Source organism: Bacteroides sp. M10 (assembly GCF_014334015.1).
Classification (GTDB): domain Bacteria; phylum Bacteroidota; class Bacteroidia; order Bacteroidales; family Bacteroidaceae; genus Bacteroides; species Bacteroides intestinigallinarum.
In genome coordinates this window covers 4,955,707-4,977,099 of record NZ_CP060488.1, presented here as the reverse complement: position 1 = coordinate 4,977,099, position 21,393 = coordinate 4,955,707, and the positions used below count along the sequence as shown (strand labels likewise).

16 protein-coding genes and 1 tRNA gene are annotated in these 21,393 nt (G+C 39.9%); 8 read left to right on the top strand and 9 right to left on the bottom strand.

Annotated features, from left to right (window positions below; all coding sequences use genetic code 11):
* Positions 1-34: 34 nt before the first annotated feature.
* Both H8796_RS18065 and H8796_RS18060 read right to left on the bottom strand, forming a co-directional pair.
* Positions 35-892, bottom strand: a complete 858-nt coding sequence (locus H8796_RS18065; RefSeq protein ID WP_117933779.1) for a PepSY-like domain-containing protein — start codon at positions 890-892, stop codon at positions 35-37.
* Positions 893-913: 21 nt separating this feature from the next.
* The gene (locus H8796_RS18060; RefSeq protein ID WP_117933777.1) at positions 914-1,351 is read right to left on the bottom strand and encodes a PepSY-like domain-containing protein; all 438 of its coding nucleotides are present in this window, start codon (positions 1,349-1,351) and stop codon (positions 914-916) included.
* A 318-nt stretch (positions 1,352-1,669) separates the two neighbouring features.
* Between H8796_RS18060 and H8796_RS18055 the strand changes: the two genes are divergently transcribed.
* Genes H8796_RS18055 through H8796_RS18045 form a run of 3 tightly spaced genes read left to right on the top strand, consistent with a single transcriptional unit; the run spans position 1,670 to position 4,517 of the window.
* On the top strand, positions 1,670-2,821 hold the full coding sequence (locus H8796_RS18055) for an NEW3 domain-containing protein (RefSeq protein ID WP_117933775.1): 1,152 nt from the start codon (positions 1,670-1,672) through the stop codon (positions 2,819-2,821).
* 3 nt (positions 2,822-2,824) lie between these two features.
* Entirely contained in the window at positions 2,825-3,568 is a 744-nt protein-coding gene (locus H8796_RS18050; RefSeq protein WP_004295990.1) for an ABC transporter ATP-binding protein, read from the top strand.
* Entirely contained in the window at positions 3,561-4,517 is a 957-nt protein-coding gene (locus H8796_RS18045; protein WP_004295992.1) for an ABC transporter permease, read from the top strand. Before H8796_RS18050 ends, H8796_RS18045 begins: the two co-directional genes overlap by 8 nt.
* Before the next feature lie 132 nt (positions 4,518-4,649).
* On the opposite strand, the gene H8796_RS18040 is transcribed toward H8796_RS18045, so the two are convergent.
* From H8796_RS18040 to H8796_RS18020, 5 genes are all read right to left on the bottom strand, one after another.
* Positions 4,650-5,924 carry a HAMP domain-containing sensor histidine kinase gene (locus tag H8796_RS18040; protein ID WP_117933773.1) on the bottom strand — a complete coding sequence of 425 codons (1,275 nt, stop codon included), beginning with the start codon at positions 5,922-5,924 and terminating at the stop codon, positions 4,650-4,652.
* A 21-nt stretch (positions 5,925-5,945) separates the two neighbouring features.
* Entirely contained in the window at positions 5,946-6,623 is a 678-nt protein-coding gene (locus H8796_RS18035; RefSeq protein WP_117933771.1) for a response regulator transcription factor, read from the bottom strand.
* A 139-nt stretch (positions 6,624-6,762) separates the two neighbouring features.
* Positions 6,763-8,256 carry a proline--tRNA ligase gene (gene proS, locus H8796_RS18030; protein ID WP_004306082.1) on the bottom strand — a complete coding sequence of 498 codons (1,494 nt, stop codon included), beginning with the start codon at positions 8,254-8,256 and terminating at the stop codon, positions 6,763-6,765.
* A 170-nt stretch (positions 8,257-8,426) separates the two neighbouring features.
* On the bottom strand, positions 8,427-8,855 hold the full coding sequence (locus tag H8796_RS18025) for a DUF2867 domain-containing protein (protein WP_117933769.1): 429 nt from the start codon (positions 8,853-8,855) through the stop codon (positions 8,427-8,429).
* Between the two features lie 138 nt (positions 8,856-8,993).
* Positions 8,994-9,066, bottom strand: a tRNA-Gly gene (locus H8796_RS18020).
* A 777-nt stretch (positions 9,067-9,843) separates the two neighbouring features.
* On the opposite strand from H8796_RS18020, the gene H8796_RS18015 reads away from it, so the two are divergent.
* From H8796_RS18015 to H8796_RS17995, 5 genes are all read left to right on the top strand, one after another.
* A complete protein-coding gene (locus tag H8796_RS18015) occupies positions 9,844-11,256 on the top strand; it encodes a TolC family protein (RefSeq protein ID WP_004318253.1) in 1,413 nt (470 codons plus the stop codon).
* Between the two features lie 6 nt (positions 11,257-11,262).
* Positions 11,263-12,249, top strand: a complete 987-nt coding sequence (locus H8796_RS18010; protein WP_117933765.1) for an HlyD family secretion protein — start codon at positions 11,263-11,265, stop codon at positions 12,247-12,249.
* A gap of 22 nt (positions 12,250-12,271) precedes the next feature.
* Entirely contained in the window at positions 12,272-13,456 is a 1,185-nt protein-coding gene (locus tag H8796_RS18005; protein ID WP_117933764.1) for an ABC transporter permease, read from the top strand.
* Entirely contained in the window at positions 13,440-14,624 is a 1,185-nt protein-coding gene (locus tag H8796_RS18000) for an ABC transporter permease (protein ID WP_117933762.1), read from the top strand. The genes H8796_RS18005 and H8796_RS18000 overlap by 17 nt, the downstream gene beginning before the upstream one ends.
* A 229-nt stretch (positions 14,625-14,853) precedes the next feature.
* Entirely contained in the window at positions 14,854-18,843 is a 3,990-nt protein-coding gene (locus H8796_RS17995) for a two-component regulator propeller domain-containing protein (RefSeq protein ID WP_117933760.1), read from the top strand.
* 131 nt (positions 18,844-18,974) lie between these two features.
* Here H8796_RS17995 and H8796_RS17990 read toward each other — a convergent pair whose 3' ends face one another.
* Positions 18,975-19,487: an ECF transporter S component gene (locus tag H8796_RS17990; protein WP_117933758.1), complete on the bottom strand. Its 513-nt coding sequence runs from the start codon at positions 19,485-19,487 to the stop codon at positions 18,975-18,977.
* Positions 19,488-19,500: 13 nt separating this feature from the next.
* Positions 19,501-21,390, bottom strand: a complete 1,890-nt coding sequence (locus tag H8796_RS17985; RefSeq protein ID WP_187343847.1) for a TonB-dependent receptor — start codon at positions 21,388-21,390, stop codon at positions 19,501-19,503.
* Positions 21,391-21,393: the final 3 nt, after the last annotated feature.

Here is a 21,393-nt window from a genome sequence, read left to right as displayed (position 1 = left end):
GTGAGAATTAGGTTTCAGAATTATACACTTTGACCTATGAAAGGACAGTACCGTTCTCGCCTATGTTTACTACTTTATCTACATTCCCCTTCTCAAGTTCAATTCGATAATATATGCTACCATCTGCTTTTTCAATATACTCCGCTTCGTCAAAACGATATTCTCCATATTGATTATTGAGAGTATTGTTTACTGCTTCAGGCAATTCATTCTGACGTATTTCCCATGAAGTAGAATACCAATTTCCAGTCTGGTTGAACAATACATCTTTTGAGATTCCATTATGAATGATATCTACCTCTGTATATCCGAAATCCCAATCATTCCTATCATCCTCAACGTCTACTTCCATGATTCTTGCATTCGGATACTTTTCATTGATGAAGTTTTTCATAGCTTCAGTCAATTGTACAGGAAGATGTTCGGTGTTATCATTATCAGTGTCTACAATGCTTTTAATCAGAGTTCCATCAGCAGAATAATACAAATCTACCTCCTGATTCTGCTTTTCGACTTCAATTACGAAAACAGTTTCAACGCCTGTCCGTTCCAGTTTGTCTATATCATCCCGCTTCCATGAGGCATATTCGCTGCTCTCAAAAGACGTTTTTACTGCTTGTGGTAATGCATTGTAAGGAATGTCCGTTTCTGTCATTTGCCATTTACCATCTTGGGTGAACCATGCAGATGCTTCATATCCGTCATAGAAATCTGCTACATAATATCCGGACTTAGTTTCCCACTTCACATTTGCAGCATTAGGGAATTTGGATGAGAATGCACTTTGAAGTTCGGCAGGAACAGCTATTGAACCATCGTCATCGTTGTCGCAACTTTGTAGACTCCATGCGACGCTTAGTGCCAGTAAAAGTGTATAAATCTTTAGCTTCATCTTTGTTCAATTTAAATAGGTTTAGAAATCAATATCAATCAAATTAAATTTCAGGTCAAACTTCAGTTCCGTACGGTTGGACAGTTTTACTTCATAATCTTTCTTATCTCTCTCAATTTTTAGAATTTTAGCATCAGGATAATTGGTCGTTACGTATTTCTGAATAGCTGCCGGAATAATTGCTGTAGGTACAAAACTATATTTGCAGTTCACTTCTTCCCAGTTGCCTTTGTTGTCAAACTCCACTTTATCGCCATTCGTGAAAATCACTTCATAACTTTTATAAAAGAAATCACTCTCCATTTTGGCTAATGCTACTTTGCTGTCGGCAAAATGCTGTTTGATAAACTGCTGTGCCGGTTGTGGCATTTGAGTTACCTGGATTGGTTTGTCGTCATCTGCACGAGCTACTGTTTGCAAAGTGAAAAGACACACTAATAAGAATACTAACTTTTTCATAATCGTTGTTTTTTTAATATTGGTTTTTACTATTATTATTAATTTGATAATGCAAAGATGAGAGGAGAATCTGAAAAGATTTGGGAATTTTGAGAATTTCCGAAAAAAAATCGAAAAAATATAGTGACGCTATCCGGTTAACATAGCATCACTATATATAAAGGATACCGTCACCATCCTATAGGGATAGTGTCACTATAATTTCTTCCTGAAATTAGATTCTTTAGGATTCTTTTAAAACTACTAATAGATACATCGTTTATTTTTGCACACACAAATTTGACAATATTCATATTAAACAACCATAAGAACTTTTGTATGACTATGAGAACAAATTATTTTTTATTATTAGCTATTCTATTGGGGATGATCCCTATGAGTTACACGCACGCCAATGATTCAATACCTAAGAGCGTGATTCTGTACACACCTTACACAAAAATCTCCGTATCTCCCGGAGCGTCAATTGACTACAGTATTGATCTTATCAACAACACAGACCAGTTGACGAATGCGAATCTTTCTGTCAGCGGATTGTCCGCCAGTTGGAAACACGAAATGAAATCCGGTGGCTGGAGCCTTAGCCAACTATCGGTACTTCCCAAAGAGAAAAAGACTTTCAATTTAAAAGTCGAAGTCCCATTAAAGGTGAATAAAGGTAATTATCACTTTGTGGTATATGCCGGAAACGCCAAACTTCCATTGGATGTGGTGGTTGCTCAAAAAGGAACATACCAGACTGAATTTACTACCGACCAACCCAACATGCAGGGAAATTCTAAATCAACCTTCACTTTCAGCGCCACTTTAAAGAATCAGACTGCCGACCAGCAGCTATATGCTTTGATGGCTAATGCACCCAGAGGTTGGAATGTAGTTTTTAAACCTAATTATAAGCAAGCCACTTCTGCACAAGTGGAAGCCAACAGTACTCAAAATGTAAGTATAGATATTACTCCTCCTGCCAATGTAGAAGCCGGCAGTTACAAAATTCCGGTACGTGCCGCTACAGGTACCACTTCCGCTGAATTGGAACTGGAAGTGGTTGTTACCGGCTCTTATCAAATGGAACTGACTACTCCCCGTGGGTTATTGAGTACAGATGTCACAGCAGGTGATATAAAGAAAATAGAACTGGAAGTCAGAAACACAGGCTCTTCATTACTGAAAGATATTCAGCTGTCTGCCAATAAACCTGCTGACTGGGAAGTAACTTTCGAACCTTCAAAAATCGATGCACTAAAAGCCGGAGAGACATCAACGGTTATGGCTACTTTGAAAGCTTCTAAAAAAGCATTGCCAGGCGACTATGTGACTACCATCATGGCAAAAACTCCTGAAGTAAATGCCGATGCGCAGTTCAGAGTTGCAGTAAAAACTCCGATGATATGGGGATGGGTAGGCGTTCTTATCATTATTGCCACCATCGGCGTGGTTTACTATCTGTTCCGTAAATATGGAAGGAGGTAAATTATGGGCGAACAAGTGATCGTACTTACCGATTTGACCAAACAATACGGTAATTTCACTGCTGTAGATCATATTCGCCTGAATATCCGGAAAGGAGAAATTTTCGGATTGCTGGGACCGAATGGCGCTGGAAAATCAACTACTATCTTAATGATGTTGGGATTGACAGAGCCTACTTCGGGAACAGTTGAAATTTGTGGAATCAATTCTACTACACACCCCATTGAGGTAAAAAGGAAAATTGGGTATTTGCCAGAAGATGTAGGATTCTATGATGATATGACAGGACCGGAGAATTTGATCTATACAGCGCGATTAAATGGTATTTCTGATAAAGAGGCAAAAACCAAGGCTATGGAACTGATGAAGCGGGTAGGCCTTGAAGATCAGTTAGCCAAAAAGACCGGGAAATACTCTCGTGGTATGAGACAGCGGTTGGGATTGGCTGATGTACTTATTAAAAATCCGGAGATTATTATTCTCGATGAGCCGACTTCAGGGATTGACCCTGCAGGTGTTCAGGAATTTATCGAACTGATTCGCTGGTTGAGTAAAGAAGAGGGACTGACTGTACTTTTCTCTTCCCATCATCTGGATCAGGTACAGAAAGTGTGCGACCGGGTAGGTTTGTTCAGTAATGGCCAATTACTTGCTTTGATTGATATGGCAGAATTGAAAGATAAGAAGCAGGAATTGTCTGATATTTATAACCATTATTTTGAGGAAGGAGGAGAAAGACATGAATAAAGTCAATCATCCTTTTTGGGTTATCGTCAACAAGGAAATTTCCGATCATGTCAAAAGTTGGCGTTTTATTATACTAATAGGTATTATAGCACTTACCTGTATGGGGTCGCTATATACAGCACTCACCAATATTAGTGAAGCCATCAAACCTAATGATCCGGACGGTTCGTTTCTTTTCTTGAAGTTGTTTACGGTTTCAGATGGGACTCTCCCCTCTTTTGTGCTGTTTATTAACTTCTTAGGGCCCCTATTGGGAATCGCTTTGGGATTTGATGCAGTCAATTCCGAACAAAATAAAGGAACATTGAGCCGTATGCTGTCCCAGCCTATTCATCGCGATTGCATTATCAATGCGAAGTTTGTGGCTGCTTTGATTGTGATAGGTATCATGTTGTTTGTATTGGGCTTTCTGGTGATGGGATGTGGGCTGATTGCTATTGGCATTCCTCCTACGGCAGAAGAGTTTTGGAGAATTGTTTTCTTCATTATTACCAGTATCTTTTATGTAGCATTCTGGTTGAATCTGGCTATTCTGTTTTCGCTCCGTTTCCGTCAGGCAGCGACTTCTGCATTAGCATCTGTGGCCGTTTGGCTGTTTTTTAGCGTATTCTATACCATGATTGTTAATTTGGTGGCAAAAGGATTGAGTCCGTCACAGATGGCATCACCTTATCAGATTATCAGTTATCAGAAGTTTATTCTAGGGTTGATGCGTTTGGCGCCGAGTGAACTGTTTAATGAAGCTACCACCACATTATTGATGCCTTCTGTCAGAAGTTTGGGGCCATTGACTATGGAACAGGTACAGGGAGCTATCCCCAGTCCGCTCCCATTGGGACAAAGTCTTTTAGTTGTATGGCCACAACTGACCGGATTGATTGCGGCAACGGTTATTTGCTTCGCTATTTCTTATATCATGTTTATGAGGAGAGAAATACGATCCCGATAACTTGCTCACTATAAAAGACGCAGAGGACACGGAGAAACAGGTGAATGGATATACCTGACAAATTGGTTTATGATAACCGACAGGTCGTTCACTTTAAATCCGTGTCCTCTGTGTTTGTTTTCAGGGTGAATCTTATGATTGGGAAATCTCGAAGCAATGTTCATTCTGCTCGAAGTAATATTTTATATTCAGATGTTGCAAACGACAGATGGAATCGGCTATAGCTAATCCCAGCCCTGTAGATCCTTCTTTTTTACTACCCTGATAGAAACGTTCGAAGATATGTTCCTTGTCTAGCGGATGTTCCACTCCCGAATTTCGGAAAGTAATACCGTTCTTAGTAATGGTGATTCGGATATGTCCCCCGTCAATATTATGTACAAATGCATTTTTCAGGAGGTTAGTGAGTAAAGCAACAGCCAGAGATTCGTTCATTTTCACCTTAAAAACGCCTTGTTCATCTATCGTGACTTCTATGTTGCGATAATCATAAACTTCTTCGTAATCTTGCAGATATTGTTTGAGGAGTACATTAAGTTCCAATTCTTTGGTATCCGTAAACTGACCATTATCAATCTTGGAAAGCAATAACAGGGATTTGTTTAATTTAGTGATGTATTCTAAAGTCTGATGCGTTTTCATCAGTTCTTCCAGTTGTTTTTCTGATAGCGAATCATCTTCCATCAACATTTCCAATCGGTTACGGCAGATAGCAAGTGGAGTTTGTATCTCGTGTGAAGCATTTCCGATAAACTGTTTTTGTTGTTCGAACATCTGCTCTGTACGTTCCACATAACGAATGGCAGCCTCGTTTAATTTCCGGAATTCTGTGATTTGAGTATCGTTACTCAAAGGTTTATTTCTTTTTCCTGTTTGATAACCGTCCAGCCAGTGTAGAAGTACATAGAGCGGTCGCATATTCCGGTAAAATACCCATACGGAAATGATAATAATGCAGAATAATAAAGCTACATATAGAAATATAATCCACACCTGGATGGCATCTCTCAAATCATCTTTTTCAATGCTGGGGGTCGATACTGTCAGTTCGTGGTATCGTCCTTCATCGTCTTTAAAGATAGTAGTAAGAATACGTGCCGGCTCGGTCTCTCCTTTTTCTTCAATGTATACCATAGAGTCTTTATACTGAATATCCTCCCGGCTTTCCGCATACTCTTTACTTACTTCCATCATATAATATTGATTGTTGGATCCATTGGTTTTAGAAGGTAGCTCCTCTCCTGCCAATGCCCGTATAATGATGGTTTCCGAATAATCTTCCAAAGCGTCATCCACTTCATCGTTGACTTCATCGATCATCGTAACATAAAAGAAGATAGCCCAGACCGTCAGTATAAGGGTCAGAGCAAGTGTAATACGAAGAATGATGTAATATATTAATTTCATGGACAATAATCTCTTTCTTTTTTATTCTACCACCATTTTATATCCAAATCCATAAACCGCTTTGATTTCAATCGTTGCACCGGAATCTTTGAGCTTTTTGCGAAGATTCTTGATTTGCGCATATATGAAATCAAAATTATCAACCTGATCGATATGATCTCCCCATACAGATTCGGCCAAGGTATTTTTATTGATTAATCTTCCGGGGCGGTTGATGAAATATAATAGGATATCATACTCTTTTCTATTTAGTTCCACTTCCAGATCATTCACAAAGACACGATATTTATCCGGTTCTATCCGTACATTGCCTTGGCGGATATCAATTTCTCCATCGTGCTGATGACGGCGAATCACGCTTTTAATACGTGCGTTTAATTCAACCAGATGAAAGGGTTTCGGCAAATAATCATCCGCCCCGAGCTCCAATCCCAAGACTTTGTCTTCCAGGGAGTCTTTGGCGGAAATAATAATCACATTTTCCCGTTTATGGAGCGCTTTCAATCGTTCAAGAAGATCAAGTCCGCTTCCGTCCGGCAGCATGATGTCCAATAAGATACAATCATAGTCGTAATCTTCTATTTTGCGTAAAGCAGAATTGAAGTCACTGGCTGTTTCTACCACGTAACGTTCTTTTTCAAGCGAACATTGAATCAGTTCTCTCAAAGAGGGTTCGTCTTCTACAATCAATATCTTCATAATTTTGTTCTCCTTTCTTTTTTACATACTGCAAAGAAAAGGGATATTTCTGAAATAAAACTGAAATGGAAGGAAAAAAGAAAAGGATGAAAGCGATTCAATCGCTTTCATCCTTTTTATAATGATATACAATTTCTATTTAATAAGAACGTGCAAATATGACGCGGCAAGCAGATGGTTTACCTGTAACCATACATTTACCCGGTTCTTTGTCGCCCGGAACAAATGAATCGAACGGAATACAACGAATAGTTGCTTTGGTTTCTTCCTTAATCTTTTCTTCTGTTTCAGTAGTTCCGTCCCAATGAGCCAGAATAAATCCGCCTTCTTCGATCTTTTCTTTAAATTCGTCGTAGGTATCTACTGTTGTAATCTTGGAATTACGATAGTCCAATGCTTTTTTGTAGATATTAGCCTGCATTTCTTCAAGCAGGTTCTGAACGTATGTTTCAATGCCTTCACAGGTAACTGTTTCTTTTTCCAGTGTATCACGGCGCATCACTTCCATCGTGTTGTTTTCAAGATCGCGACCACCCATAACCAAACGAACAGGTACACCCTTCAATTCATAATCAGCGAATTTGAAGCCCGGGCGTTTGTTATCTGCATTATCATATTTCACAGAGATGCCCAGTGCTTTCAACTTAGCTACAATGCCTTCTACTTTAGCATCGATTTGTTTCAGTTGTTCGTCATTCTTATAGATAGGAACGATTACTACCTGAATCGGAGCCAAATGCGGAGGTAATACCAATCCGTTGTCATCCGAGTGAGTCATAATCAATGCACCCATCAAACGAGTAGAAACACCCCATGAAGTAGCCCAAACATACTCCATCTTGTTTTCCTTGTTAACGAACTGAACATCGAATGCCTTTGCAAAGTTTTGTCCCAGGAAGTGGGAAGTACCACTTTGCAATGCTTTTCCGTCCTGCATCATGGCTTCTATTGTGTAAGTGTCAAGTGCACCTGCAAAACGTTCATTGGCTGATTTCACTCCCTTTACAACGGGAACAGCCATATATTTTTCTGCAAATTCACCATATACATTCAACATTCTGATTGCTTCTTCCTCTGCTTCTTCACGGGTAGCATGAGCGGTATGTCCCTCTTGCCACAGGAATTCGGCAGTACGCAGGAAAAGACGGGTACGCATTTCCCAACGGAAAACGTTCGCCCATTGGTTGCAGAGAATAGGCAGGTCACGGTATGACTGAATCCAGTTCTTATAAGTATTCCAGATGATTGTTTCTGATGTCGGACGGATAATCAATTCCTCTTCCAATTTAGCTGCAGGATCTACTACAACTCCTGAACCGTCTTCTGCATTCTTCAAGCGATAATGTGTTACTACGGCACACTCTTTCGCAAACCCTTCTACGTGTTCTGCTTCGCGGCTTAAGAATGATTTCGGGATTAATAGCGGGAAGTATGCATTTACGTGTCCTGTTTCCTTGAACATGTCGTCCAATTGACGTTGCATTTTCTCCCAGATAGCGTATCCGTAAGGCTTAATCACCATACATCCGCGCACAGCAGACTGTTCTGCCAAATCAGCTTTTACCACCAAATCGTTATACCACTGTGAGTAGTTTTCACTACGTTTGGTAAGGTCTTTCAGTTCTTTTGCCATTATATTTTTCTATTTAAAGTTTTCTTGAGTGTTAAAACAGGGTGCAAAAATACGAAAAATGCATGAACTGCCCTATTCTTCATGCATTAATTTTCTAAAGTCATGTGCTTCTATATTACATATCTCATTTTTCATATTCGTTATATAGTTGCATCCGCGACTGTGGTTGTTCAGCATAGCGCCTTTTTGAGAACTAAAGGTACTATGACCCGATGAAAAGGTTTTATACAAAAGAAATAAGCTTTTCCTACCCAATTATGGTATTTTACTAATGTGGTGACCTCAATCATTTGTTTTCCTGTTTCCAATGGCGTAATGAAAATATCGACATAAAACAATAAATGTTTATCGTCTTTTCTCATAATTGCTTCTTGCTTGTCTTCCTCTATAATAAGTTCTTCACTTTCAATAGCTTTAGTTTCTATACCGAAAGGTTTGACTAAACAGGCCCTTATTGCATACAACATTCGGAGCCAAGCGGGGTTATGAGCAAAGACTTTTAAAATAATATTTTTAGGAGACAGATGGTTTTCTGTAACTTCTATGGAAAAACTGTCACTGTAATCTACGGGGAGATATTTCTCTATTTTTTTAGCCATATTGGTTATTCAATTGGGGTTATTCTACAATATGTTCAGTTTAGGTTTTGTCCGATAATAGATAAAACCATAGAAAAGGGGACTTGAAAAATAAAAAATCAGGCAGTTTATTTAAGATAACCACCTGATTTTCAAAAGAGCGGTAAACGAGGCTCGAACTCGCGACCCCCAGCTTGGGAAGCTAGTGCTCTACCAACTGAGCTATTACCGCATATTTACTGCATTTCTCGACTCAAAAGCCTTATGAAATGGTGATGCAAAGGTAAACATAATTTTTATATCTCAAATAAAATCGCAGAAATTTTAATGCAAGAAAAAAGTGAAATCAAAGTCTCTTCAATTCTTTTGTTTTGATGAAAAAACAACCGGATATGAAAAAACGCATATTAGTAACCCGTATAATTAAAAATATACAGATTGACGATAGTCACTATAGAAAAAACTTCAGGATTTCTGGTTAATAAGATTCAGATATAAACTATTTTAGTGGATAATCTATCACTAGGTTCTAAATAGAGCGTGAATATTGAATATGTGAGAACAAAGTTGCTTATATTATTTCAAATTGACATATTTAGTTTCTAGCAAAATAAACAAGATTTGGAAACAAACGGAAGCTTTATGAGCTGTTTGGGAGCTTGCTTTTAAAGGAAAAACACGTTTCTCACCGACCAACGGTTGGTTCCATTTAAAGGAACGGAGCTTTTCATTTAAAGAAACAACTCCAATATGCATTTATATTTTGTATATTCCAGTAGTTTATATCCATAAACAACACGTTTATTGCATATACTTGCATTATTTTATGCATCATTTTTTCTATCTGATAGAAATGACACAAGCATGATTCAAAGAGAAGATGAAAAATAGAACATCTTATAAAAGAGCGCTGAAACCTTCTTTTGTTGTATTGCTATATTCTTTCTGATGAACAAACCTCTCTTTTCATCTGTTAGAATATCTCAAATTCAGATATAACCTAACCAGTATGAAAAAAAATAAGCGACTTTGTATACTATTGACTTTGTATTTTTCCATCGGTCAGATAGATGCACAGACACCATTAAGTTTCGAAGAATCACTGCATCTGTTGAATCAAGGAAATCAGAGTCTGAAAATAGCGGATAAGAGTATTGAGATTGCGAAGGCTGAACGTGATAAGTTGAATGCTTTCTGGTATCCCAGTCTTCAGTCTACAGGTGCGTTTGTACACATGTCGGAGAAGATCGAAGTTAAACAGCCTTTATCGCAGTTTACCGATCCGGCTAAAGACTTTGTACATTCGATTATTCCGGATGACCAGATCATTTCGTCTATACTGGATCAAATTGGGGCAAATACCCTTATATTTCCTTTGACTCCAAGAAATTTGACAACTGTTGATTTATCAGCCGAGTGGGTACTCTTTTCCGGTGGTAAGCGTTTTCATGCCACCAACATCGGAAGAACGATGGTCGATCTGGCACGGGAAAGTCGGGCACAGGTATCGGCCAATCAGCAAAGTTTATTGGTTGAAAGCTATTATGGGCTTCGACTGGCACAACAAATTGTGACGGTTCGTGAAGAAACCTACAACGGATTGAAGAAACATTATGAAAATGCCTTGAAATTAGAGGCAGCAGGAATGATTGACAAAGCAGGAAGGCTTTTTGCCCAGGTAAATATGGATGAAGCCAAACGTGCATTGGAAGCTGCGCGAAAAGAAGAAACAGTAGTGCAAAGTGCCTTAAAGGTTTTGCTGAATAAAAAGGATGCAGATGCCAATATCATTCCTACCTCTCCCCTTTTTATGAATGATTCATTGCCACCTAAAATGCTATTTGATCTTTCAGTAAACAGTGGGAACTATACACTCAACCAATTACAGCTGCAGCAGCATATTGCCAAACAAGAAGTGCGGATTGCTCAAAGTGGCTATTTGCCGAATATAGCCCTTTTTGGAAAACAGACCTTGTATTCGCATGGTATTCAGAGTAATTTATTACCGCGTACCATGGTAGGCATTGGTTTTACATGGAACCTCTTTGACGGACTGGATCGTGAAAAAAGAGTGCGGCAATCGAAATTAACGGAACAAACTCTGGCTTTAGGCCAGATGAAGGCCCGTGATGATCTGGCTGTTGGGGTAGATAAGCTTTATACGCAGCTGGAAAAGGCACAGGATAATGTAAAAGCTTTAAATGCAACGATTGCTTTAAGTGAAGAATTGGTACGCATCCGAAAGAAATCATTTACAGAAGGGATGGCAACTTCTACCGAAGTTATTGATGCTGAAACCATGCTTGCCAGTGTAAAAGTGGCTCGCCTGGCAGCATATTATGAATATGATGTGGCACTAATGAATCTACTCTCGCTTTGTGGCACACCGGAACAATTTGCAAACTATCAACCTAAACCGTAACAAACAATGAAACCAACTAGTAAAACCCTATCATGGGCTTTTGTCATCATTCTTCTGGCTGTCGGTATTTTCACCGGCCTGGGAGTTATATTAATGCATAAACAGCCGCTGGTCTTGCAAGGACAAGCTGAAGCAACAGAAATCCGTATCAGCGGGAAACTTCCCGGCCGTATCGACACTTTCTTCGTTCAGGAGGGAGACTGGGTACACCAGGGAGATACTCTTGTCGTCATTAATAGCCCTGAAGTACATGCCAAGTATCAACAAGTGAATGCCTTGGAACAGGTGGCAGTGCAACAGAACAAGAAAATAGATGCCGGAACCCGTCGTCAGATTGTGGCTACTGCACTGCAATTATGGAATAAAACGAAGAGCGATCTAACTCTCGCCCAGACAACTTATAACCGTATTCTTACTTTATATAAGGACAGTGTTGTTACTTCTCAAAGAAAGGATGAAGTGGAAGCTATGTATAAAGCGGCTGTAGCAGCCGAACGTGCTGCCTATGAACAGTATCAGATGGCTGTAGATGGTGCACAAAAAGAAGATAAAGCGTCTGCTGCCAGCATGGTGGATGCTGCCCGAAGCACAGTGGATGAAGTCTCGGCTTTGCTGGTCGATGCTCGGTTAATCGCTCCGGAAAACGGTCAGATAGCAACAATCTTCCCTAAACGTGGAGAGTTGGTTGCACCGGGAACTCCCATTATGAATTTGGTGGTGATGGATGATATACATGTTGTTCTTAACGTGCGGGAAGATCTGATGCCGCAATTTAAAATGGACGGAACATTTGTTGCGGACGTGCCCGCTATCGGTAAAAAAAATATTGAATTCAAAATCTATTATATTAGTCCGCTAGGCAGTTTTGCTACCTGGAAATCAACCAAGCAAACCGGAAGTTATGACTTACGTACCTTTGAGATTCATGCCCGTCCAACCCAAAAGGTGGATGACTTGCGTCCCGGCATGTCCGTGTTATTGACTTTAGATTAATCGACATCAAATAAACCAGAGAATGGATGAATCACAAACATATTCCCCTTTTCGTTCCGTACTGCTCAGAGAGTGGCGGCGAATGACTTCACGGCGCCTTTATTTTGGTGTCTGCATTGTCTTGCCATTGTTCACCCTTTTCTTTATGGCTACGATCTTTGGTAACGGACAGATGGAAAACATTCCTATTGGTATTGTCGATCAGGATAATACTGCTACTTCCCGGACGATAGTCAGGAACATTTCTGCCGTACCAACTTTTAAAGTGACAAAGCATTTTGTAAATGAAGCAGCTGCCCGTGAATCTGTGCAAAAGAAAGAGATTTATGGATATCTTTCCATACCTCCCCAATTTGAACAGAATGCGATTACCGGAAAGAATGCAACACTCTCCTACTATTATCATTATGCATTAATGTCGGTAGGTGGTGAGTTGATGGCGGCATTCGAAACTTCCTTAGCTCCGGTGGCTCTTTCTCCTGTGGTGATGCAAGCGGTGGCACTCGGAGTAGAACAGGATCAGATTACCACCTTTTTATTACCCGTACAGGCTAATAACCATCCGATATATAACCCTAGTCTGGATTATTCGGTATATTTAAGTCAGCCCTTTTTCTTTGTGCTGTTTCAGGTTTTGATTCTGTTGATTACCGTGTATGCGGTTGGCATTGAAATTAAGTTCCGCACAGCAGACGATTGGCTGGCGACTGCAAAAGGCAATATAGTGACAGCTGTTTTAGGTAAATTATTACCTTATACCATTATATATATACTGATAGGGTGGTTGGCTAATTACGTCATGTTTGGTATTTTGCATATTCCTTTTCAGGGGAGTTGGTGGTTAATGAATATCATGACTGTGCTTTTCATCATTGCAACACAGGCTTTAGGGCTGTTTTTATTCTCGCTGTTTCCGGCAATATCGTTGGTTATAAGCGTAGTTTCTATGGTAGGTTCTCTGGGGGCTACTTTGTCCGGAGTAACCTTTCCGGTTCCCAATATGTATCCGTTGGTGAGGGATGCTTCCAATTTGTTCCCTGTCCGTCATTTTACGGAAATGATGCAAACCATGCTCTATGGAGGCGGTGGGTTTATCCATCTGTGGCCGTCGGCTGTGATACTCTGTATCTTCCCGTTGCTGGCCCTGTCGCTGCTTCCTCATTTAAAACGAGCTATAGAAAGTCATAAGTATGAAAACATTAAGTAAGTTACAACAGTTGTCATTCATCATTCGTCGTGAATTTCTAGCTATCAGTACCAGTTATGCGGTTTTACTGGTGTTGATGGGAGGAATCTTCGTTTACGGGTTGCTCTACAATTATATGTATGCACCGAATATTGTAACCGATGTACCTGTTGCCGTAGTCGACAATTCGCACAGTGAATTGAGCCGTGATTTTATCCGTTGGCTGGATGCTACTCCCCAGGCAGAGATTTCCAGTCAGGCTATGGATTATCATGAAGCAAAAGAATGGATGAAAGAAGGCAAAGTACAGGGAATACTCTATCTGCCTCATGACTTTGAGGAACGGGTGTTCCGGGGAGATGAAGCCGTATTTTCCCTTTATGCAACTACTGATGCCTTCTTGTATTTCGAAGCTTTGCAAGGTGCTTCTTCACGTGTCATGTTGGCTATTAATGATAAATACCGGCCAGATGAAGCGGTGTTTCTTCCACCACAAGGATTGCTTGCCGTAGCTATGGCGAAACCGATCAATGTGGAAGGCACTGCACTCTACAATTATACCGAAGGGTATGGTTCCTATCTTATTCCGGCAGTCATGATGATTATAATTTTCCAGACCTTGCTGATGGTTATTGGCATGGTGACCGGAGAAGAATACAGTAGTAAAGGAATCCGCGCATATACTCCTTTTGGGGATGGCTGGGGAGTTGCCATTCGTATAGTGGCAGGAAAAACGTCCGTGTACTGTGCTCTTTATGCCATCTTTGCCTTTTTTCTATTAGGCTTGCTCCCTCACTTTTTCAGCATCCCCAATATTGGAAACGGATTGTACATCGTACTATTATTGATTCCATATTTGATGGCAACTTCTTTCCTGGGATTAGCTGCGTCCAGGTATTTTACGGATTCTGAGGCTCCCCTACTCATGATCGCCTTCTTCTCCGTAGGATTAATCTTTCTTTCCGGCGTTTCCTATCCAATGGAACTAATGCCTTGGTATTGGAAAGTGGCTCATTACATTTTCCCAGCTGCACCAGGCACACTCGCTTTTGTGAAACTGAATTCTATGGGAGCCAGTATGGCCGATATCAGACCGGAATATATAACTCTCTGGATACAGGCACTTATTTATTTTACAATAAGTATATGGGTCTATAAGAAGAAACTGGAATCAAATTTGATTAGTTAAATTAACAAAAACAAAACATGCGCTAATTATAACATATAGCAAAAGAACACTTTCAGATAAATCAACTTCGCAAAGTAAATAATCAACTTTGGAAATAAAAATGTTTCTAAATAGATGTTTTCTTGTAGAATCTCTCCTATTTCTTTGCATTTGTCATTGCTTTTGTCTAGTTTCGTTGACTGTTATGTTTATATGATCGTTAGAAGTAGTCTAAAAAACAACTGTTTATATGAAATACATTGTATATATTCTTCTCTTTTTTCCTGTTTGGGTTACAGCACAAACATACAAATATATAGGAATAGAAGATGGCTTGAGCAATCGCCGGATATTCAATATTCAGAAAGATGCCCAGGGCTATATGTGGTTCCTTACAAATGAAGGGATGGACCGATACAACGGTAAAGATATAAAACACTATAAATTAAATAAAGAAGGTAACACTTTAGACGCTCCCATACGTCTGGGATGGCTGTATACAGAACCGCATATAGGCATCTGGGTGATTGGCAAGCAAGGGAGAATTTTTCAATATGACGCTAATAAAGATGATTTCAGAATGGTATATAGATTACCGGATACTTCTGAAACAATTAGCTGTGGTTATTTGGACCGGAATAATAATATTTGGTTATGTCGCAAGGATACTGTATTGCTTTATAATATTAAAGATGCTCGTATCTTCCAATTCCCTAATGTGCTTCACAGTAGTATCACGGCAATAGAGCAAGTAGATGAGCACCATTTCTTTATAGCAACGGAGACAGGCGTACGATATGTCAAACAGGAAAATAATGTTTTAGAGATTATACCTGTTGAAACATTAGACTATTTCCATGCTCAGGTGAGTGAACTGTATTTTCACCAGCAATTAAAAAGACTGTTTATCGGTTCATTTGAAAGAGGAGTTTTTGTGTATGATACGAATACGCAGGAAATTATACGGCCGGACGCTGACCTTAGTGACGTAAACATAGCTCGTATCAGCCCTTTGAATGAAACGGAACTGTTGATTGCAACCGAAGGGATGGGAGTATATAAAGTTGATGTAAACACGTGTAAACTGGAACATTACATTGTAGCCAACTATCAGAGTTATAATGAAATGAACGGAAATAACATCAATGATGTCTTTGTAGATGAAGAAAAGCGAATATGGCTCGCCAATTATCCTACCGGGATCACAATAATGGATAACCGCTATGAAAATTATCATTGGATGAAACATTCCATGGGTAATCACCAATCGCTAATCAACGATCAGGTACATGCGGTTATTGAAGACGAGGATGGCGATTTATGGTTTGGAACCAGTAATGGTATTAGTCTTTATCAGTCAAAAACTGGTAAATGGCACTCGTTCTTAAGTTCTTTTGACCAACAGATAAAAGATAAAAACCATATCTTTATTACTTTATGTGAAGTATCTCCCGGTATTATATGGGCAGGGGGATTTACTTCCGGCATTTATAAAATAAACAAGAATACATTGTCGGTTGAATACTTCTCTCCTTACCTGCTTTCCCACGTCAATATGCGCCCGGATAAGTATATTCGTGATATAGTTAAGGATTCGAGAGGATATATCTGGTCGGGAGGGTACTATAATCTAAAATGTTTTAATCTGGCGACTAACAGTGTTCGTTTATATCCGGGATTGAATTCTATCACATCGATTGTTGAAAAAGACAAAGACAATATGTGGATCGGAACCGTTGGAGGATTGTATTTATTAAATCGAAATACCGGCGAATATCAGTTTATTGAAATGGAAATAGGAGCTGCTTATATCAATACGCTTTATCAGGCAGATGATGGCTTGCTATATATCGGAACAAATGGTGTGGGAGTATTTGTGTACAATCATCAAAATAAAACATTCGAGCACTATTTTTCTGATAATTCCGCCTTGGTTTCAAACAGGATATTTACAATACTGCCGGAAGTGAACGGGCGTATAATGATGAGTACAGAGAATGGAATTACCTGTTTTCATACTAAAGAGAAGATATTCACTAACTGGACCAGAGGAGAAGGATTGTTACCTGCCTATTTTAATGCATCTGCAGGAGCAGTGCGTAAAAATAAAGGCTTTGTATTTGGAAGTGCGGATGGGGCGATTGAATTTCCGGAGGATGTAAAGTTTCCAAAGTATGAGTTTTCCAGACTGATATTCAGTAACTTTTATCTTTCATATCAACCTATTTATCCGGGTGTTGAGGACTCTCCTTTACAGAAAAGTATTGATGAAACGGATGTATTGGAACTCAAATATGATGAGAATACGTTTTCATTCGAAGTCTCTACAATCAACTATGATTCTCCAGAGAATGCATTATACTCTTGGAGACTGGAAGGATTTTATGAGAAATGGACACAACCGGGAACTAATAATTTGATTCGTTTCACCAATTTACCTCCAGGTAAATATACCCTTCATGTACGTGCAGTATCCAGAGAAGAACATGATATTGTCTTTCAGGAACGTAGTATGAAAATCATCATCACACAACCTTTCTGGTCGAGTTGGTGGGCTATTTTGTGCTATATTTTGTTTGTGATCGGAGGATTTTATTTCGTTTTGCGTGTGATAAATCTAAGAAAACAAAAGAATGTATCTGATGAAAAAACGCAATTCTTCATTAATACAGCTCATGATATACGTACTCCATTAACTTTGATAAAAGCACCTTTGGAGGAATTGCTGGAAGAAGAGAATCTTACTGACAACGGGATAACCCGTACGAACATTGCATTGAGGAATGTGGAAGTTCTTCTGCGGTTGGTCAGCAATCTGATTAATTTTGAACGAACGGATGTATATTCCTCTAAAATGAGTGTTTCCGAGTATGAGCTGAATACTTATATGAATGAAATATATGATACATTCTCTTCTTATGCAGCCATTAAGCGCATTGAATATACATACGAGAGTACTTTCAGCTATATGAATGTATCGTTTGATAAGGAGAAGATGGATTCTATTTTGAAGAATATAATATCGAACTCGCTAAAATATACTCCGGAAAGTGGAAAGGTCAGCATTTCCGTATCTGATACGAACGATTCATGGAAAGTGATTATCAAGGATACAGGTATAGGTATTCCTGCCAGTGAACAAAGTAAGTTGTTCAAGCTACATTTTCGTGCCAGCAATGCCATTAACTCCAAAGTGACAGGTAGTGGTATAGGATTAATGCTGGTAGGAAAACTGGTCAGCCTTCATGGTGGTAAGATTAGTGTAGAGAGTGTTGAACATCAAGGTACGACAATCAAAATTGTCTTTCCGAAAAGCAATAAAAACTTTCAAAATACCGGGGAGGAAACGCACTCTAAGTTTGAAGCGTTGGCTCCTGTACTCCCCGCTCCGAATGTACCTGCAAATACAACTGTCACTGTGAATAATCCAAATTCACGACGGATTCTGGTTGTAGAAGACAATGATGAGTTACGCTCTTATCTCGTCAGTTCATTATCTTCCATCTATAATGTGCAAGCCTGTGCCAATGGAAAGGAAGCATTGATTATTATAAAAGAATTTTGGCCGGAATTGGTACTTTCTGATATTATGATGCCGGAGATGGGAGGAGACGAACTGTGTGTCGCTATTAAAAGCGATATTGAGACTTCACATATTCCTGTATTGTTGCTCACAGCTTTAGGAGATGAAAATAATATTCTTGACGGTCTGTCCATTGGTGCGGACGAATACCTCATCAAACCTTTCAGCGTGAAAATTCTGCGGGCAAATATTGCTAACTTACTGGCAAACCGGGAACTGTTGCGCATGAGATATGCCAATCTGGATATAGAAAAAACGATGGTTCCGTCTGCAAACGGCACTAACAGCCTTGATTGGAAGTTTATATCAAATGCTAAGAAAATCGTGGATGAGAATATAAACAACCCTGAATTTTCCGTTGATGTGCTCTGTGAATCAAGTGGTATGAGCCGTACCAGTTTCTATTGTAAATTGAAAGCATTGACGGGACAGTCTCCGACAGAGTTTATTCGGGTGATGCGTTTGAAACGTGCTACCGAATTACTGAAAGAGGGTAGATATGCTATTAATGAGATTTCAGACATGGTTGGATTTTCTGAAACTAAATATTTCCGGGAAGTATTCAAAAAATACTATAAGATGAGTCCGAGCAGGTATGCTAAAGAAGGAGGTAATCCCGCTGCTACTGATCTGGAAGATGACGACGAAGAAGATTGATAAATAAAAAGCGAATAGATACGTTGTATTTAAAAAAGTTCTCCTCTGTTATGGGTATCTATAACAGAGGAGAACTTTCTTTTTCAAGGCTTATAACTCTTTTCCGGGAAAAGCGGTTATTGATAAGGAAGTTATTTGCGAATCAAATATCTAATGAATAAATAACCTCCGAATACTTGCAGGCACATTCCGGGAATTCCAATGCGGAAATCCTGGATGGCATTGTAGAAATTACCTATATACATCCACTCTCCCAATGTTCCTACAACTTGATAGGTAAGTACCACGCCAACCAATACCGGGATGGAGATACGTCCGAAGCGTTGTGCGGCCCAACCGGCAGCAATGGCGAGCAATACGGACTTTAATAAAATAGCAGGCAGCACCGCCGGCATCGGCATACCAAAAAGTAAGGAGTTGATAATAGGGGAAAGAACAGCAGTCAGCAGACCAACTTTCCATCCGTACTTATAAGCTCCGATCAGAGTGAAGAAATAGATAGGCAGCCAGGTTATTCCTCCTTGCGGTATGAGATGAAAAAATTGGGGAAAAAGGATGTTGCCAACGATGAATAACGAGGCTGCCAGATAAGTTCTCACATTGCCGTAATTCAGCGAATAGAGTTTTACAGTAGTTGATTCCATATCATTTTATTATTTAAAAGTTCAAATTAATACCACCCATAAACGTAGCTTTGGGCATGGGATAACCTGCATTTATTTCATAACGCTGTGCCAGCAGGTTCTCTCCTTTTATGAAGAGGTTAGCGAAACGGCAGACACGATAATTCCCACGAAGATTCCATAAAACAAAATGATCCTGTTGCTCGCTACCCTTTACAACAGAAGTATAAAGTTCTTTCACATATTGTACTCCAGTCGATATACTCCAACGTCCGGAAGTATAGTCCGCCCCTGCATACAATTTATGTTCGGGAGCAGCAAGAACGGGATTCTCCATGTGCAGCCAGCTATAATTGGCGTTCACATTCCAGTGTGAATTGATGTGGTAGCCTATATTCGTTTCAACTCCCCAATTCTCTATCTCTCCGGAATTGATATTCAATGGAGGAAAGAGTCCGTTTGACATAATCAGATTGTCGCCATTGATATAGTAAAGGCTGACTCCGTAGGACAATGCCCCTTTCAGCAGACGTTGTGAATAGGAAAGTTCATAGTTGATTAGTTTTTCCGGTTTCAGTTCCGGGTTGGCAGGAGGAAACATATACATCTCACGAATGGTCGGATTACGGTATCCTTTGCTGACCATTGCTTTAAGTTCTGCATTCTTGGGTAAATGAAAAGCCAGTCCGCCTTGTGGAATCCATTCTGTACCTACGTGTGAATGGTGGTCTACACGAATACCTGCGTCCAGTGAGAACCAACTGCTGATATCCTGACGGAAATCAACGTATCCGGCAAACTCATCCATTTGCTTGTCTACTCCCGGAGTATGTTCACCCGTAGCCAGTACTTTGTTCCATGATTCACCTCCGAAGTGTTGATAATCAAATCCTACGGTCAAGCGATTACCGGTAAAGAAAGTGGCACTCTGATACCATGATACACCCAGCATTTTGTCTTTAGAGTTGAAATGTGATTTTTGCGGTTCTTTTCCTATCTGATAGCCATCATTGATTTTATGCCGTCCCCAGTTATAGAAAAAGCTCAAACCTCCTGAAGTCTTTTCATAATGATTTTCCAAAGCGAACGATGTCATTCCACGAGTGATACGGGAATCGTTGTCAATCAGTGGTACTTGGATAGTCCCCGGATTGGAAGCATTAAAATGGGTTACATTCACATCTCCCCATACTTTCCAGAAAGAACTGATATCATAACCTAACTTTGCGTATCCACCATATTGCTCGAATCCCATATCGGGACGATGTCCATCTGTACGATTATATGATCCGGTTACGACGCTACTGAAACGTCCCTTCTTGACACGGTTGGAAAATTCAGTCTGCAACGTGTTATATGAACCGTACCCAACTTGCATATTCGTCTTCACACCCTCTTCCTGTTGCCGACGGGTAACAATATTAATCACACCACCCATGGCATTCGAACCATAAAGTACAGATGCAGGACCACGTAAAACTTCCACTTTCTCTGCCATCATAGATTGATAAGCATCCGCTATTGGATGTCCCATCAAACCCATGTACTGGGGATGACCGTCAATCAGTACCAATAATCCCGCTGTCGGACTACCACCGATACCACGCAAGCTCATGCCACCTGCAGCTCCGGTAGATACGCCATATCCCATGATGCCACGACTGGTAGTGAATAATCCCGGTACCTGCTCCGTTAACAACGGCAAAAGAGAAGGCTCATATCTTTTCTCAATTTGTTGCCTGCCGACTACGGAAATGGTCATCGGAAGATGACGCACATCGGTTTCATTACGTGTTCCGGTGACTACGACTTCATCAATCATATAATTTCTTCCGGCCTGTATGCTATCCTTTTTAGTCTGTGCCATTCCCGAGATGGAAAGCAAGCTACCGAACAGGAATAAACAAGCTGTATTTCTTTTCATACT

Excerpts from the sequence above, each read along its gene's own strand:
- H8796_RS18065 (WP_117933779.1), bottom strand. The coding sequence starts at position 892 with ATGAAGCTAAAGATTTATACACTTTTACTGGCACTAAGCGTCGCATGG.
- H8796_RS18060 (WP_117933777.1), bottom strand. The coding sequence starts at position 1,351 with ATGAAAAAGTTAGTATTCTTATTAGTGTGTCTTTTCACTTTGCAAACA.
- H8796_RS17990 (WP_117933758.1), bottom strand. The coding sequence starts at position 19,487 with ATGGAATCAACTACTGTAAAACTCTATTCGCTGAATTACGGCAATGTG.
- H8796_RS18055 (WP_117933775.1), top strand. The coding sequence starts at position 1,670 with ATGACTATGAGAACAAATTATTTTTTATTATTAGCTATTCTATTGGGG.
- H8796_RS18025 (WP_117933769.1), bottom strand. The coding sequence starts at position 8,855 with ATGGCTAAAAAAATAGAGAAATATCTCCCCGTAGATTACAGTGACAGT.
- H8796_RS18035 (WP_117933771.1), bottom strand. The coding sequence starts at position 6,623 with ATGAAGATATTGATTGTAGAAGACGAACCCTCTTTGAGAGAACTGATT.
- H8796_RS17985 (WP_187343847.1), bottom strand. The coding sequence starts at position 21,390 with ATGAAAAGAAATACAGCTTGTTTATTCCTGTTCGGTAGCTTGCTTTCC.
- H8796_RS18040 (WP_117933773.1), bottom strand. The coding sequence starts at position 5,924 with ATGAAATTAATATATTACATCATTCTTCGTATTACACTTGCTCTGACC.
- H8796_RS18010 (WP_117933765.1), top strand. The coding sequence starts at position 11,263 with ATGAAACCAACTAGTAAAACCCTATCATGGGCTTTTGTCATCATTCTT.
- H8796_RS17995 (WP_117933760.1), top strand. The coding sequence starts at position 14,854 with ATGAAATACATTGTATATATTCTTCTCTTTTTTCCTGTTTGGGTTACA.
- H8796_RS18000 (WP_117933762.1), top strand. The coding sequence starts at position 13,440 with ATGAAAACATTAAGTAAGTTACAACAGTTGTCATTCATCATTCGTCGT.
- H8796_RS18045 (WP_004295992.1), top strand. The coding sequence starts at position 3,561 with ATGAATAAAGTCAATCATCCTTTTTGGGTTATCGTCAACAAGGAAATT.
- H8796_RS18050 (WP_004295990.1), top strand. The coding sequence starts at position 2,825 with ATGGGCGAACAAGTGATCGTACTTACCGATTTGACCAAACAATACGGT.
- proS (WP_004306082.1), bottom strand. The coding sequence starts at position 8,256 with ATGGCAAAAGAACTGAAAGACCTTACCAAACGTAGTGAAAACTACTCA.
- H8796_RS18005 (WP_117933764.1), top strand. The coding sequence starts at position 12,272 with ATGGATGAATCACAAACATATTCCCCTTTTCGTTCCGTACTGCTCAGA.
- H8796_RS18015 (WP_004318253.1), top strand. The coding sequence starts at position 9,844 with ATGAAAAAAAATAAGCGACTTTGTATACTATTGACTTTGTATTTTTCC.